The organism is Cellulosimicrobium cellulans (assembly GCF_024124905.1).
Taxonomy (GTDB): domain Bacteria; phylum Actinomycetota; class Actinomycetes; order Actinomycetales; family Cellulomonadaceae; genus Cellulosimicrobium; species Cellulosimicrobium cellulans_G.
The window spans coordinates 622719-637479 of the sequence record NZ_JAMXST010000003.1; the positions used below are offsets into that span (position 1 = coordinate 622719).

Genomic DNA, 14761 nt, shown 5'->3' on the forward strand with positions numbered 1-14761 from the left:
CCGGGCGGCGTGCCGCCCGGTGCAGGGTCGTCAGTGGTCGTGCGGGGTGGTGTCGTGGTCGGCCGCGGGGGCGTCGCCCGTCGCGTCGGCGGCGGGAGCGGCCTCGACCGTGAAGGCGGCGGTGCGTACCTGACCCTCGACCTGGAAGTCGAGGTAGAGGAGGTACCGGCCCGCGGTGGGCGCCTCGACGCCGAACGTCACGGTCGGGCCCGACACCTCGCCCGGCACCGCCTCGGCGCCCTCGGGGTGGGCGTGCAGGTAGGCGAGGTCGCCGTCACGGAGCGCGACGAGGTGACCGAAGGCGCCGAGGTACGGCTCGAGCGTCGTGACCGGCTCGCCGTCCCGCGTGACCTGAAGCGTCAGCCGCGAGACGGCCCCGGCCTCGAGGTTCCCCTCGAGCGCGACGTCGTACCCGTCGACCGACGCGGTGGTCGTCGGGGCGTCCGCCCGGTCGGGCACGACGTCGCCCGCGACCTCGACGGTGCGGCTCAGGGTGAGCGGGGCGCCCCCGGTGGGGACGGCGTCGGCGTACACGCGGTAGGTGCCCGCGGCGTCCCACGTCCAGGGCACCGACCAGCGGCCTGCCTCGTCCAGCTCGGGGTGGGCGTGGCGGTAGTGCGCCCCGTCGGAGCGCACGACGACGAGGTGCAGGCGCTGCTCGTGCGCGACGGCGAAGTCGGTCACCGGAGCGCCCGCGGGGTCAGTCAGGGTGAAGGCGAGCTCGCCGGGCGTGCCCGGCGTCCGCGGCGCCTCGATCTCGCCGAGCGTGTAGCCGCCCTGCTCCAGGGACAGTCCGCCGACCATGTCCGCTCCTCTCGTGGTCTCCTGCGGGGGGTCGTCGCTCGTGGCGACGCGCTGCTCCGGCGCGTGCGCGGCGGGGGGCTCCGGCAGCGCGCCCTCGGGGACCACGGCGCCCGCGACCGCGGCCGAGGCCACGAACACGACCCCGAGCCCGGCGACGTAGAGCCCGATCCGGGCGGGGGCTCTCATCGCACCCGCTCCGCGCTGTAGCCGGCCTCGTCGACGGCGGCGAGGACCGCGACGTCGTCGAGGGGCTGGTCGGCCGTGACGACGAGCCGACCGGTGGTCGCGCTGACGTCGATCGCGGTGACGCCGGGCACCTGCCCGACCTCCTCGCGCACCGACATCTCGCAGTGGCCGCACGTCATGCCGGTCACCTGGTACTCGATCTCGACGATGCTCACGACATTCCTCCTCGGTGCTGATACCCCCATGGGGTATGACTAGGATGGCGAATATACCCAGAGGGGGTATCGAGGTCAAGGAGGAGAGATGCGCGACGTGGACAGGCCGGCGGACGTGGTGGTGGTCGGTGGCGGAGCCGCCGGGCACGCCGCCGTGACGACGCTGCGCGGCGAGGGGTTCGCCGGTCGCGTCGTCCTCGTGCACGGCGAGGAGGAGGCGCCCTACCTGCGCACCCTCGTCGACAAGGCGATCCTCCAGGGCCTGCTCACCGCGGAGCAGGCCGCCCTGCCCGTGCCGCCCGACGTCGAGCTCGTGCGGGCGCGCGCGACCGGGCTGGACCCCGCGCGGCGGGCCGTCGTCCTCGCGGACGGGCGCGAGCTCACCGCCGCCGCCGTGGTCCTCGCGACCGGCGCGGTCCCTCGACCCGGCCCGGCCGTGGACCGCCTGCCGGCGCTCGCGGGCGCCGACGCCGGGGAGCCCCGCGTGGTGCACCTGCACACCGCGCGGGACGCCGTGCGGCTGCGTGCCCTGCTCGGCCCCGATCCCGCGCGGCGCACGGTCACCGTGCTCGGCGCCGGGTTCGTCGGATCCGAGACCGCCGCCTGGCTCGCCGAGGTCGGCGCGACCGTCCACCTCGTCGCCCGTTCCCGGCTCCCCCTCGCCGGGGCGCTCGGGGCCGCGGTCGCGCGCGCCGTCGCCATGCTCCACGAGGAGCACCTCGACGCCCACCTCGGCCGCCGGGTGGAGGCGGTGACGGAGCATCCGGGCGGCGTCACCGTGCGCCTCGCGGGCGGGACGACCCTGGAGTCCGACCTTGCCGTCGTCGCGCACGGCACCGCGCCCGCCGCGCCCGGCACCGGCGGCGGCGTCGACGTCGACGACCGCCTCGCTGTTCCCGGCGCGCCCGGCCTGCTCGCCGCCGGGGCGGTCGCCGTCCACCGGGACCGGCGCGGACGACGGTTCCGGACCGACCACTGGGACGCCGCCGCCGCGCAAGGCACCCACGCGGCGCGCGCCGTCCTGCGCCGTCTCGTCGGCGGCCCGGACCCCGGCCCGTACGTGCCCGACGCCGGGTTCACTCTCGTGCTGCACGGCACCCAGGTCGCCGGGTTCGGCGTCGCCGTGCCCGGCGCGACCCCGGAGCACCGCACGCTCGACGGCGGCGGGCTGCTCACCGAGCTCCGCGTCGGGGGCGACCTCGTCGCGGCGGTCGGTCTCGGTGCGACGCGTGAGCTCCACGCGCTGCGCTCCGAGCTGCGCCGGCCCTGAGGTGGTGGCTCCGGGGTGTCTGCCTCGGGCGTGCTCGGGCGCGAGAATGGTCGCGTGACCACCGAGCGACTTCCCCGTGTCCGCGCGTCCGAGCTCGTCGGGCGCGGCTGGCTCAACACCGGCGGCCGCGACCTGACCCTCGCCGACCTGCGCGGCAAGATCGTGCTGGTCGACTTCTGGACCTTCTGCTGCGTCAACTGCCTGCACGTCCTCGACGAGCTGCGCGAGCTCGAGGAGCGGCACCGCGACGTGCTGGTCGTCGTCGGCGTGCACTCGCCGAAGTTCGAGCACGAGGCGGACCCGGCGGCGCTCGCGGCCGCGGTCGAGCGGTACGAGGTCCACCATCCCGTGCTCGACGACCCCGAGCTCGTCACGTGGTCCGCGTACGCGGCGCGCGCCTGGCCGACGCTCGTGGTCGTCGACCCCGAGGGCTACGTCGTCGCGCAGATGGCAGGGGAGGGGCACGCGTCCGCGATCGCCGCCCTCGTCGAGGAGCTCGTCGCGGAGCACGAGTCGAAGGGCACGCTGCACCGCGGCGACGGCCCGTACGTGGCGCCCGCGCCGTCGTCCGGCGCGCTGCGCTTCCCCGCGAAGGCGATCGAGCTGCCCGGCGGCAACCTCCTCGTCGCGGACGCGGGACACCACGCGCTCGCCGAGCTCCTGCCCGACGGCGAGACCCTCGTCCGGCGCATCGGGTCCGGCGAGCGCGGGCTCGCCGACGGCGGCCCGGACGACGCACGATTCGCCGAGCCCAACGGGCTGTGCCTGGTCCCGGTCGAGCTCCGACCGTGGCTCGGGTACGACGTCGTCGTCGCGGACACGGCCAACCACGTCCTGCGCGGGGTGCGCCTCGCGGACGGCCACGTGACCACCGTCGCAGGGACGGGCGAGCAGTTCATGGTCGGCGGGGTCGAGAACGTCGTGCTGCGGGAGGGACGGGGCGCCGACGTCACGGGCCACGGTCCTGCCGCGGCGGGCGGTCAGTACGCGCCGCTCGACGTGCGACTCTCGTCACCCTGGGACGTGGTCTGGTCGCAGGACCTCGCGGCGTTCGTCGTGGCGATGGCCGGGAACCACACGCTGTGGGCGTTCGACGGCGAGCAGGGGTCGATGACGCACCTCGCCGGGACCATGAACGAGGGCCTGGAGGACGGGCCCGGCGCGTCGGCCTGGTTCGCGCAGCCGTCCGGGCTGGCCGTCGACCAGGACGGGGCCGTCTGGGTGGCCGACGCCGAGACGTCGGCGCTGCGCCGCGTGACCGCGGTCCCCGGCGAGGGTGTGGAGGTGCGGACCGCCGTCGGGCAGGGCCTGTTCGACTTCGGCCACCGGGACGGCCCGGCCGAGCAGGCGCTGATGCAGCACCCGCTCGGGGTCGCGACGCTGCCGGACGGGAGCGTCGTCGTCGCCGACACCTACGACGGCGCGCTGCGCCGGTTCGCGCCCGCGGCCGGGGAGGCCGGGAGCGTCGGGGACGACACCTCCGGGACTCGTCTCGCCGGCGAGGTCACGACCCTGGCGACGGGCCTCGTGGAGCCGAGCGGCGTCGTCGTGCAGGTGGGCGAGGGGCCGGACGGCGAGCCGCAGGTCCACCTGCTCGTCGTGGAGTCCGCGGCGCACCGCCTGACGCGCGTCGCGCTCCCGGCGTCGCTCGCGGGCGAGGTGCTCGACGGCGGCGCGCACCGCACGCAGCGCCCCGTGACCGACATCGGGGCCGGGCCGCTGTGGCTCGACGTCCCGTTCGTCCCGGCGCCGGGGCAGAAGCTCGACGACCGGTTCGGCCCGTCGACGGAGCTGAGCGTGAGCGCGACGCCGCCCGAGCTGCTGCTGTCCGGGGACGGGACGGGCGTCGAGCTCGGGCGCGACCTCGTCATCAACCCGGAGGTCCGCGAGGGCGTGCTGCACGTGACCGCGCGGGCGGCGTCGTGCGACGTCGTCCCGCTCGGCCCGGACGGCGAGCCCGACCCGGACGTGTTCCCCGCGTGCCATCTCGCGCAGCAGGACTGGGGCGTGCCGGTCCGTGTCGTCGACCGCGGTGAGCCGGGCGACGTCCCGACCCTCACGCTGCCTCTGAGGGGGTAGGCCGGCGTCGCGGGGCCCAGCCCGGGCTGGTGCCGGACATGCCCAGGGCCAGGCTTCGAGGAAGCCTGGCCCTGGGTGCGGGTGTCGTCAGCAGACGGTCCAGGAGTGGCCGAGGATGTGGCCCGCGGTGCTGAAGACCTTGGACTGGCCGGCCAGGAGCCGGTAGGAGGCGGTGGCCTTCGCCCCTCCGCCGTTGGCGTAGGACACCACGAGGACCCTGCAGCTCCCGAACGTGTTGGTGTACGTCCGGGTCTCGGCCGCGTTCGCGACGGTGGGCGCAGCGACGGCCAGCGCCGCAGCGGTGGCGACGACGGCGACGAGCCTCTTGAACTTCATCGTTCCCCCTCCATTGGGTGGTGATGCCCGGGGCATCGTGGCACCAGGCTCGCCCCCTGTGGGCGTGGTGCCGGAGGAAGCCTTGCATATGGAAGGGGTCCGCACAATAGGTCGGTCGCGGTCTCCGATCCCGCGGAAGGATGGTCAGCCCCAGGTGAGGAGCTCCTCGCCGCGGGCGGCCCAGGCGCCCACCTCCGCGAGGGAGGTCACGTCGTCCGGGGCGGCCTCGAGCGCGACGACCGGGCACACGGCGGACCTGCCGCCGGCACGGACGGCCTTCGGGTCCCACGAGACGAGGACGGTGCCGCGCTCGACGTGGTCGCCCTGCGCGACGTGCGTGGTGAAGCCCTCGCCGCCGAGCTGGACGGTGTTGATGCCGAGGTGGACGAGGACCGCACGGCCGTCGTCGTGCTGGACGACGAACGCGTGCGGGTGCAGCTTGACGACCGTGCCCGTGATGGGCGCGACGGCCTCGCCGCCCTGCGCGTCGTCGGGCTCGACGGCGAGCCCCGGGCCGACGAGCCCGGCGGAGAAGACGGGGTCGTCGACGTCGCCGACGTCCACGACCGTGCCCGTGACGGGGACGAGCACCGTGAGCGGCGCCGCCATCAGCGCAGGTCCTCGATGTCGGAGGCGATGTTGTCGGCGTCGGGCCCGACGATGACCTGGATCGCCGCGCCCGAGCGCACGACGGCGATCGCCCCGGCGGCGGTCAGCGTGGCGTCGTCGACGAGCGCCGGGTCCTCGACCTCGACGCGCAGGCGCGTGATGCACGCCTCCAGGTCGAGGACGTTCGCGTCGCCGCCGAGGCCTCGGAGAATCTGCTCTGCCTTGCTCACGGGTGCTCCTCGTGGTCGTGTTCCGGCCGGGGCCGGGTCAGGTGTCCCGGCCGGCAGCCGTGCCGGTCGGGGTGCGCGGGGCGCGCGGGGTCGGGGCGCCGTCGCCGGGGTGGTGCGACGGCGGTGGTGCTGCGGTGGTGCCGGTCCTCACATGAGGTCGGCGAGGTCGGACGCGATCGTGTCGACCTGCGGGCCGACGACGACCTGCACGACGCGGCCGTTGACCATGACGCCGAACGCCCCGGCGCGCCGCAGGAGCGCGGCGTCGACGAGCGCGGGGTCCTTGACGAGCGATCTGAGCCGTGTGGTGCACGGGTCGATCTCGTCGATGTTCGCGACCCCGCCGAGCCCGGCGAGGATCGTCGCGGCGCGCTCCGCGTCGGACTGTGTCATCGGTCGTTCCCTTCGGTCGCCCGGGCCGGCACTGGCACGGGGGCGAGGTCGTCGGTGGTCGTCGGGTCGGGGGTGCTCGTCGGGTCGGTCGCGCCGCTGCGCGGCACGAGCGTCGGGCGCGCCTCGCGCAGCGGGACGAACACGCTGTACCGGTCGCCGCGGTAGCTCGACCGGGAGTACATGAGCGGCGCGTCGCCTGCGAACGTGCGGCGCACCGTGCGCATGACGGCTCGCGAGGCCCGCAGCCCGAGGAGCTTCTGCTCCTGCACGGTGGCGTCGGACGCGGTGATGGTGTCCTCGCCCCAGGTGGGGGCCAGGCCGCGCTCGCGCAGGGCGCCGTAGAGGCTCTCGGGGACGCCGTCGTCGAGCAGGTCCGGGGCGAGGTCGACGGGGATCCACGCCTCCTCGACGCTCATGGGGGACCCGTCGGCGGAGCGCAGGCGCACCACGTGGTGCATGGGGTCGCCCGTCGCGCGCCCGAGCGACTCGGCGACCGACGCCGGCGCGGGCGCCGTGCCGACCTCGAGCACCTCGCTGCCCGGCTCCATGCCGCGGCGTCGCGCCTCCTCGCCGAACGTCGTGAGGCGCATCTCGAAGTCCGCGCGGGGCGGGGCGACGAACGTCCCACGACCCTGCGCGCGCTCGAGCACGCCCTCGGTGACGAGCGCGTCGATCGCCTGGCGCACGGTCATGCGCGAGACGCCGAACTTCTCGGTCAGGCTGCGCTCGGAGGGCACCGCGTCGCCGACGGAGAGCTCGCTCGCCACGAGGTCGGCAAGGTAGGCGCGCACCGTGAGGTACTTGTGCTCGCTCGCCTGCGATCGTGACCTGCTCATCGTCGTGCCGCGTCCTCGTCGTCGTCCTGGTCCTTCGTCCGCGTCCGTGCCCTGGCCGGACGGACGACCCTGCGTCGGTGCCTCGATCTCCACGGGTGCATTGTCCGTCGTGCGACCTGCGGCGACGCGGGTCCTGGACCTGTCCGTGTGTCCCGGGTCACCTCCGGGGGTTGACACATCATGAGGTCTAGACCACTCTTCCTGCAAGTGGTCCAGACAACCTGGACCGGATGTCCGGCACGACGAGCCAGGAACGACCCCAGTCGTCCTCGGCGTGCCCGGAGACCGGCAACGACGCCCGTACGACGTCGCGCCACCGCTGCCGCACGACGCACCTCGGCCTGCGCCCAGGCCCACCCAGGAGGAGAACGACACATGACCACCGTCGCCGAACCGACGAGGACGAAGAAGGGGGTGCCCGGCTTCGCGCAGCTCCAGCGCGTCGGGCGCTCCCTCATGCTGCCCATCGCGTCCCTGCCCGCCGCCGCGCTGCTGCTGCGGCTCGGACAGGCCGACTTCCTCGGGGCGGACGGGGCTGCGGGGACGTTGCCGTGGATGCAGTACGTCGCCGACGTCTTCGCCTCGGCCGGTAACGCCCTGTTCGCGAACCTCCCGCTGCTGTTCGCCGTCGGTGTCGCCGTCGGCTACGCGAAGAAGGCGGACGGCTCGACGGGCCTCGCCGCCGTGATCGGGTACCTGGTCTTCAAGGGCGTGAGCGACGCGCTCTCGCCGGCGGTGCTCGGTGTCGCGCCGGAGGGCGAGGACCAGGAGCTCATCAACTACGGCGTGCTCGGCGGGATCGTCATCGGCCTGACCGCGGCGCTGCTCTTCCAGAAGTACTACCGCATCAAGCTGCCCCCCTACCTCGCGTTCTTCGGGGGCCGCCGCTTCGTCCCCATCGTCACCGCCGGTGTCGCGGTGCTCATCGCCGTCGTCGGCGCGCTCATCTACCCGGCGTTCGACACCGGCTTCACCGCCGTGGGCGACTGGGTCACCGGCTCGACGATCCTCGGTGCCTTCGTCTACGGGACGGTGAACCGCCTCCTCCTGCCGGTCGGGCTGCACCACCTGCTCAACTCCCTCCCGTGGTTCCAGTTCGGCGAGTACACCGACGCGAACGGCGAGGTGTGGAACGGCGACATCGCCCGCTTCCTGCACGGCGACCCGACGGCCGGGACCTTCATGACCGGGTTCTTCCCGATCTTCATGTTCGCGCTGCCCGCCGCGGCGCTCGCGATCGTCCACACCGCCAAGTCGAAGAACCGCAAGGTCGTCGCGGGCATCATGGGCTCGGCCGCGCTCGTCGCGTTCGTCACCGGCGTCACCGAGCCGCTCGAGTTCGCCTTCGTCTACGTCGCCTACCCGCTCTACGCGATCCACGCCGTGCTCACGGGCACGTCGCTGGCGCTCGTCAACGCGATCGGCATCCGTGACGGCTTCGGCTTCTCCGCGGGCGCGATCGACTACCTGCTGAACTTCCGGATCGCCGAGATGCCGCTCCTGCTCATCCTCATCGGTCTCGGGTACGCGGTGATCTACTACTTCCTCTTCCGCTTCGTCATCACGCGGTGGAATCTCAGGACGCCGGGTCGCGAGGACGACGACGCCGACGGTGCGATCGCCGACACCGGCGCGGCGCAGGACGCGGACGCCCCTGCCGGTGCGTCCGAGAGGTCCGCGACCGCGGACGAGGCGAGCACGGCCGGGCGCGGAGCGTCCGCGCGCTCCGACGAGGCGCGAGGCGGGAGTTCGGCGTGACCGTCGCCGACGACGCGACGCGCGCACCCGCGCGGGTCTCCGACCCGGGGCTGACCGGCGTGCCGGTCAGCCCCGGGCGGGGGGCGGGGACGGTCGTGCGCATGCCCGACCCGGTCCCCGAGCCCGACCCGGCCCCGCTCGCCGCGGACAGCACGGACGCCGACGTGGACCTCGCGGTGACGCAGGTCCTCGCGGCGGTCACCACCGTCCAGGAGGACCTCACGGCCCGCGCCGCGCGGGCCGAGGGCACCGCGGCGGAGGTGCTCGGCGTGACCGCCGCGATGGCGGCGGACCCCGCCCTGGCGCGCGACGCCGTCGGGCGGGTGCGCGAGCAGCGCTCCACCCCGGCGCGTGCGGTGTGGGACGCGGCGGGCGTCGTCGTCGGGCAGCTCGAGGCCCTGGGCGGGCTCATGGCCGAGCGGGCGCGCGACGTGCGCGACGTGCGCGACCGGATCGTCGCGACGCTGCTCGGCCTGCCTGCCCCGGGCGTGCCCGACCCGGGGTTCGCGTTCGTGCTCGTCGTGGACGACCTCGCGCCCGCGGACACCGCGCAGCTCGACCCCGAGCGCGTGCTTGCGGTCGTGACGCGCGGCGGCGGGCCGACGTCGCACACGGCGATCCTCGCGCGCTCCCTCGGCATCCCGGCCGTCGTGGCGGTCGAGGACGCGCTGACGCTGCACGACGGCGAGACGGTGCTCGTGGACGGCGGGCTCGGCACGGTCGAGCGCGAGCCGTCCGCCGAGGACGTGGCCGCCGTCGTCGCCGCGCGGGGCGCCCGGGGCGAGCGCCGCCGGTTCGACGGCGAGGGCCGGACGGCGGACGGTCGTCGCGTCGAGCTCCTCGCCAACGTCGCGAACGGGGAGGACGCGCGGGCCGCCGCGGAGGCGGGTGCGGAGGGCGTGGGGCTCTTCCGCACCGAGGTGTGCTTCCTCGGCCGCACGGTCGAGCCGACGATCGACGAGCAGGTCGCGGCCTACCGCGAGGTGCTCGCGGCGTTCGGCGGGCGCAAGGTCGTCGTGCGCACGCTCGACGCGGGCGCGGACAAGCCGCTCCCGTTCGTCACGCCCGAGGCCGAGCCCAACCCGGCGCTCGGCGTGCGCGGGCTGCGTACCGCCCGCCGGCACCCCGAGGTGCTCGACCGCCAGCTCACGGCGATCGCGCGTGCCGCCGAGGCCGAGTCGGCGGACGTGTGGGTCATGGCGCCGATGATCGCGACGCCCGACGAGGCGGAGTCGTTCGTCGCGCTGTGCGCGGAGCACGGCCTCGGCACCGCGGGCGTGATGATCGAGGTGCCCGCCGCGGCCCTCGGTGCGCGCTGGGTGCTCGCCAAGGCGTCGTTCGCGAGCATCGGCACGAACGACCTCACGCAGTACACGATGGCCGCGGACCGCGAGGTCTCCGACCTGGCGCGCCTGTCGACGGCCTGGCAGCCGACGGTCCTCGCGCTCGTCGGGGCCACGGGATCGGGGGCGGCGCTCAACGGTCGCCCGCTCGGCGTCTGCGGCGAGGCGGCGGCCGACCCGGTGCTCGCGCCGGTGCTGGTGGGGCTCGGCGTGACGTCACTGTCCATGACGCCCCGAGCGCTCGCGGACGTCGCCGCGGTGCTGGCCGCGACGACGTCGGAGCAGTGCGAGGAGCTCGCGTTCCTCGCGCTCCAGCAGCCCACGCCCGACGCCGCCCGCGCGGCCGTGCGTACCCGCCTCCCGATCCTCGCGGAGCTGGGCCTCTAGCCCGCGCCCGGCCTCGCTGCCGAACCCGGGGTTGTTCCTCACCGACTCGTCACGGTGAGGAGCAACCCCGGGTTCGGCGCACCCGGGGGTGTTCGTGCACCGCTGCGGCACCAGGTGGGCGTCGTTTCTCCTGAGCCTCGAGGCGCTCGCGGAGACGGGCCCGACCGGCTCAGGCGACCTCGGTCTGCTCCAGGAAGGACGCGAGCGCGTCGATCGACGCGCTCGCGTCGTCGCCGTCGGCGTCGGTCGACAGCACGACCTCGTCCCCGGCGGTCACGCCGAGCGTCATGACGCTGAGGATGCTCGCGGCCTCCACGGGGTCGCCGCCCTGCTTGGCGATGCGCACGGGGGCGGGCTGGGCGGCCGCGGCCTTGACGAACAGGGCGGCGGGTCGGGCATGAAGGCCTTCGGTGATCGCGACGACGACGGCACGGTCCATGGGTGCTCCTCCGGCAGACAAGTGGTCTGGACCAGTGCATCCTAGGGGATCGCACGCCGAAAAGGGAGGGGCTGACGTCCTTCCGTGCCCGCGAGCCTCACACGTCCCGGGCGGCCCCCGCTCCATCGCGCCGGTCGAGCGTCGAGCGCGCGGCCGCGAGCCGCGCGATCGGGACGCGGTACGGCGAGCACGACACGTAGTCGAGCCCGATCTCGTCGAACAGCGCGACGGACGCCGGGTCGCCGCCGTGCTCGCCGCACACCCCGGCGTGCAGCCCCGGCCGGGCGCGGCGCCCGCGCTCCAGCCCGACGTGCACGAGCTCGCCGACCCCGTCCCGGTCGATCGTCGCGAACGGGTTCGTGCCCACGACCCCCGACTCCAGGTACGCGGTGAGGAACGACCCCTCCGCGTCGTCGCGCGAGATGCCGAGCGTCGTCTGCGTGAGGTCGTTCGTGCCGAACGAGAAGAACTCCGCGTGCTCGGCGACGCGGTCCGCGACGAGCGCAGCGCGCGGCAGCTCGATCATCGTCCCGACGGCGTACGGCAGCGGGGCGTCTGCGCCCGCGAGCTCCTCCACCATCGTCGCGTCGACGACCTCGCGCATGCGCCGCAGCTCCTCCGCGAACCCGACGAGCGGCACCATGATCTCCACGCGCGGGTCGTGCCCGGCCGCGCGGACGGCGAGGGCGGCGCGCGCGATAGCCCGCACCTGCATCGCGGCGATCTGCGGGTGCAGCAGCGCGAGCCGCACGCCCCGCGTGCCGAGCATGGGATTCGTCTCGCTCAGCCTGCGCACCTGCGCGAGGAGGCGACGCGCCCGGGCGAGTCGCGCCGTCGTCTCCCCGCCGCCCGCCGCGGCGGCCCAGCCCTCGGCGACGGCGTCCGTCCCGTGCAGGGGCGCGCCGGGGTCCCCCACCTCGTCCTCGAGCCGCCGCACGAGGAGCGACTGCTCGACGAGGTCCGGCAGGAACTCGTGCAGGGGCGGGTCGAGGAGCCGGATCGTCACGGGCAGCCCGGACATCGCGGCGAAGATCTCCTCGAAGTCGGCCTGCTGCATGGGCAGCAGGCGGTCGAGGGCCGCGGCGCGCGCGGCGTCGGTCTCGGCGAGGATCATCTCGCGCACCACGGGCAGCCGGTCGGGCGCCATGAACATGTGCTCGGTGCGGCACAGCCCGATGCCCTCGGCCCCGAGCTCGCGGGCCTTCGCCGCGTCCTCGCCGGTGTCGGCGTTCGCGCGCACGCCGAGGCGCCGCACGTCGTCCGCCCACCCGAGCACGGTCCGGAAGTCGTCGGTGACCTGGGGCGGCACGAGCGGCAGCGCGCCCGCGTAGACGTCGCCGGTCGTGCCGTCGAGCGTGATCGTGTCGTCCTCGGTGAGCACGTGGTCCCCGACGTGGACGCGCCGCCCCTCGACGTCGATCCGCAGCGCGCCGGCACCCGCGACGCACGGCTTGCCCATGCCGCGTGCGACGACCGCGGCGTGCGACGTCATGCCGCCGTGCGCGGTGAGCACGCCCTGCGCGGCGATGACGCCCGCGATGTCGTCCGGGTTCGTCTCCCACCGCACGAGCACGACGGCCTCGCCGGCCTTGCCCCGCTCGGCCGCGGTCTCGGCGTCGAGCACCACGCGCCCGACGGCGGCCCCCGGAGACGCGTTGAGCCCGCGCGTGAGCGGGGTCGCGCCGTGGCCGGGGTCGAGCGCCGGGTGCAGCAGCTGGTCGAGCTGCGCCGGGTCCAGGCGCCGCAGGGCGGTGTCCCGGTCGATCACGCCTTCCTCGACGAGCTCGCGCGCGATGCGCAGCGCGGCCTGCGCGGTGCGCTTCCCGGTGCGGGTCTGGAGGAGGTAGAGCGCGCCGTCGTCCACCGTGAACTCGATGTCCTGCAGGTCGCCGTAGTGCTGCTCGAGCCGGTCCATGGTCGCGCGCAGCTCGCGGAACGCGTCCGGCAGCACGGTCTCCATCTCCGCGAGGGGCCGGGGCGTGCGGATGCCGGCGACGACGTCCTCGCCCTGCGCGTCCACGAGGAACTCGCCGTAGAGCTCCTTGGCGCCCGTGGCGGGGTTGCGCGTGAAGCACACGCCGGTCGCCGACGTCGCGCCCTTGTTGCCGAACACCATCTGCATGACGTTCACGGCCGTGCCGAGGTCGTCGGGGATGCCGTTCGCCTTCCGGTAGACGGCCGCGCGCGGGTTGCCCCACGACGCGAAGACCGCGTCGACCGACCGCCGGAGCTGCTCGCGCGGGTCCGTCGGCAGGTCCTCGCCCGTGTGCTGCCGCGCGACGGCGCGGAACGTCGCGACGAGCGCGCGCAGGTCGTCCGCGTCGAGGTCGGTGTCCTGCGCGACGCCGCGGCGCGCCTTGAGCGCGTCGAGCTCGTCCGCGAACGCGTGGGCGGGCACGCCCTCGACCACCTCGCCGTACATCTGCACGAACCGCCGGTAGGAGTCCCACGCGAAGCGCGCGTTGCCGGACTCGGCCGCGAGCCCCTCGACCGAGTCGTCCGAGATTCCCAGGTTGAGGATCGTGTCCATCATCCCGGGCATCGAGAACACGGCTCCCGAGCGCACCGACACGAGCAGCGGGCGCTCGCGCGCGCCGAGGCGTCGCCCGGTGCGCTCCTCGAGCGCGTCGAGGTGCGCGACGACCTCGTCCCACAGGCCGTCCGGCCACGACCCGCCGCGCTCCGTGGCCGCGACGCACGCCGCCGTCGTCACGGTGAAGCCGTCCGGCACGGGCACGCCGATGCGCCGCATCTCCGCGACGCCCGCGCCCTTGCCGCCCAGCAGAGCCCGCATGTCTGCGCGGCCCTCCGCGAGGTCGTAGACGTACCGGTCGCTCATGGCTGCTCCTCGTGGTCGGCGGCGGTGGCCGCGCTGTCTCCTGCCCGACGGCGGTCCGCCGGCCGGGTCTGGGGGGTCGCCCGGGCGAGGTCGTCGCCCGGGGGCCGTGCCGCGTCGTCGGGCGCGAGGGCACGACGGCGCGCGGCGACGAGCTCGACGACGCGCCCCGCCGCCTCCTCGAGCGCGAGCGTCGTCGTGTCGAGCACGGGGCAGCCGAGCCGCCGCTGCAGCCGGGCGACCTCGTCGAGCTCGTCGTGGATGCGCGCGAGGTCGGCGTACCCGCCGAGGGCTGTGCCGCCCGGGCCACCGCGGCCCGCGACGCCCATGGCGTGCACGCGGCGCTGCCGGATCTCGAGCAGGCGCCCGGGGTCGATCGTCAGGCCCACGACCTTCCAGCGCTCGGCCTCGAACAGCTCGCGCGGGGGCGCGACGCCCGGGACGAGCGGGATGTTGGCGGTCGGGTAGCCGAGATAGCCGAGGTACATCGAGAGCGGGGTCTTGCCGGTGCGCGACGCCCCGACGAGCACGACCTGCGCCTCGTCGAGCCCGTCGGTGAGGTGGCCGTCGTCGTTCGCGACCGCGAACTCCATCGCGTGGATGCGGTCGAAGTAGTCCGCGGCGAGCCCGACCGGCTGCACGACCCGTGCCGGCTGCGCGCCCGTGCGCGCGGTGAACGCGTCGAGCGCGGGGGCCAGCAGGTCGGCGCACGGGACGTCGAGCGCCGCGCACGCCTCCAGCACGCGCGTGCGCAGCGCGTCGTCGACGACGGTGCAGAACACCACGGCCGCGGCGGGGTCGGCGCGGAGCTGGGCCACGACGTCGTCCACGCCTCGCGCGCTGTGCAGCCGCGGATGCCGCACGACCCGGACCTGCTGCCCGGGGAACTGCGCCTGCGTGGCGCGCGCGACGCGGGTCCCGGTGTCTCCCGTCGAGTCCGCGACCACGTGGATGTCGATGACGCGCGCCGTCGCCGCCATGACCTCAGGCTAGGTCGGGGCGCGGGTTCTCCCCAGCGGAAGGCCTGCTGGGTGTGGGGC

General features: G+C 75.1%; 14 protein-coding genes. 4 read left to right on the forward strand and 10 right to left on the reverse strand.

Features of this window, described 5'->3' with window-relative positions; all coding sequences use genetic code 11:
- Positions 1-30: 30 nt before the first annotated feature.
- Positions 31-990 carry a heavy-metal-associated domain-containing protein gene (locus tag NHH00_RS11455; protein ID WP_253052190.1) on the reverse strand — a complete coding sequence of 320 codons (960 nt, stop codon included), beginning with the start codon at positions 988-990 and terminating at the stop codon, positions 31-33.
- On the reverse strand, positions 987-1199 hold the full coding sequence (locus NHH00_RS11460) for a heavy-metal-associated domain-containing protein (RefSeq protein WP_253052511.1): 213 nt from the start codon (positions 1197-1199) through the stop codon (positions 987-989). The genes NHH00_RS11455 and NHH00_RS11460 overlap by 4 nt, the downstream gene beginning before the upstream one ends.
- A 94-nt stretch (positions 1200-1293) precedes the next feature.
- Between NHH00_RS11460 and NHH00_RS11465 the strand changes: the two genes are divergently transcribed.
- Complete coding sequence (locus NHH00_RS11465) at positions 1294-2475, forward strand: FAD-dependent oxidoreductase (RefSeq protein WP_253052192.1); 1182 nt, start codon at positions 1294-1296, stop codon at positions 2473-2475.
- 54 nt (positions 2476-2529) lie between these two features.
- Positions 2530-4554, forward strand: a complete 2025-nt coding sequence (locus NHH00_RS11470; RefSeq protein ID WP_253052194.1) for an NHL domain-containing thioredoxin family protein — start codon at positions 2530-2532, stop codon at positions 4552-4554.
- 87 nt (positions 4555-4641) lie between these two features.
- Here NHH00_RS11470 and NHH00_RS11475 read toward each other — a convergent pair whose 3' ends face one another.
- The 5 genes from NHH00_RS11475 to NHH00_RS11495 all read right to left on the reverse strand — a co-directional run bounded on the left by NHH00_RS11475 (position 4642) and on the right by NHH00_RS11495 (position 6958).
- Entirely contained in the window at positions 4642-4890 is a 249-nt protein-coding gene (locus NHH00_RS11475) for a hypothetical protein (protein ID WP_087470798.1), read from the reverse strand.
- Between the two features lie 144 nt (positions 4891-5034).
- A complete protein-coding gene (locus NHH00_RS11480) occupies positions 5035-5499 on the reverse strand; it encodes a PTS sugar transporter subunit IIA (protein ID WP_253052196.1) in 465 nt (154 codons plus the stop codon).
- Complete coding sequence (locus tag NHH00_RS11485) at positions 5499-5729, reverse strand: PTS transporter subunit EIIB (RefSeq protein ID WP_087470800.1); 231 nt, start codon at positions 5727-5729, stop codon at positions 5499-5501. The genes NHH00_RS11480 and NHH00_RS11485 overlap by 1 nt, the downstream gene beginning before the upstream one ends.
- 147 nt (positions 5730-5876) lie before the next feature.
- On the reverse strand, positions 5877-6122 hold the full coding sequence (locus NHH00_RS11490; RefSeq protein ID WP_024839826.1) for a PTS transporter subunit EIIB: 246 nt from the start codon (positions 6120-6122) through the stop codon (positions 5877-5879).
- Positions 6119-6958, reverse strand: a complete 840-nt coding sequence (locus NHH00_RS11495) for a GntR family transcriptional regulator (protein ID WP_253052198.1) — start codon at positions 6956-6958, stop codon at positions 6119-6121. The genes NHH00_RS11490 and NHH00_RS11495 overlap by 4 nt, the downstream gene beginning before the upstream one ends.
- Before the next feature lie 375 nt (positions 6959-7333).
- On the opposite strand from NHH00_RS11495, the gene NHH00_RS11500 reads away from it, so the two are divergent.
- Positions 7334-8716: a PTS transporter subunit EIIC gene (locus NHH00_RS11500; protein ID WP_253052200.1), complete on the forward strand. Its 1383-nt coding sequence runs from the start codon at positions 7334-7336 to the stop codon at positions 8714-8716.
- 50 nt (positions 8717-8766) lie between these two features.
- Entirely contained in the window at positions 8767-10446 is a 1680-nt protein-coding gene (gene ptsP, locus NHH00_RS11505; protein WP_290445301.1) for a phosphoenolpyruvate--protein phosphotransferase, read from the forward strand.
- 169 nt (positions 10447-10615) lie between these two features.
- On the opposite strand, the gene NHH00_RS11510 is transcribed toward ptsP, so the two are convergent.
- The 3 genes from NHH00_RS11510 to NHH00_RS11520 form a co-directional block, all read right to left on the reverse strand.
- Positions 10616-10885 (reverse strand): HPr family phosphocarrier protein, encoded by a 270-nt coding sequence (locus tag NHH00_RS11510; RefSeq protein WP_253052202.1) that lies wholly within the window; start codon positions 10883-10885, stop codon positions 10616-10618.
- 97 nt (positions 10886-10982) lie between these two features.
- Positions 10983-13724, reverse strand: coding sequence for a pyruvate, phosphate dikinase (ppdK, locus tag NHH00_RS11515; protein WP_253052204.1), 2742 nt, complete (start codon positions 13722-13724; stop codon positions 10983-10985).
- Complete coding sequence (locus tag NHH00_RS11520; protein WP_253052206.1) at positions 13721-14701, reverse strand: pyruvate, water dikinase regulatory protein; 981 nt, start codon at positions 14699-14701, stop codon at positions 13721-13723. Before NHH00_RS11520 ends, ppdK begins: the two co-directional genes overlap by 4 nt.
- Positions 14702-14761 lie beyond the last annotated feature (60 nt).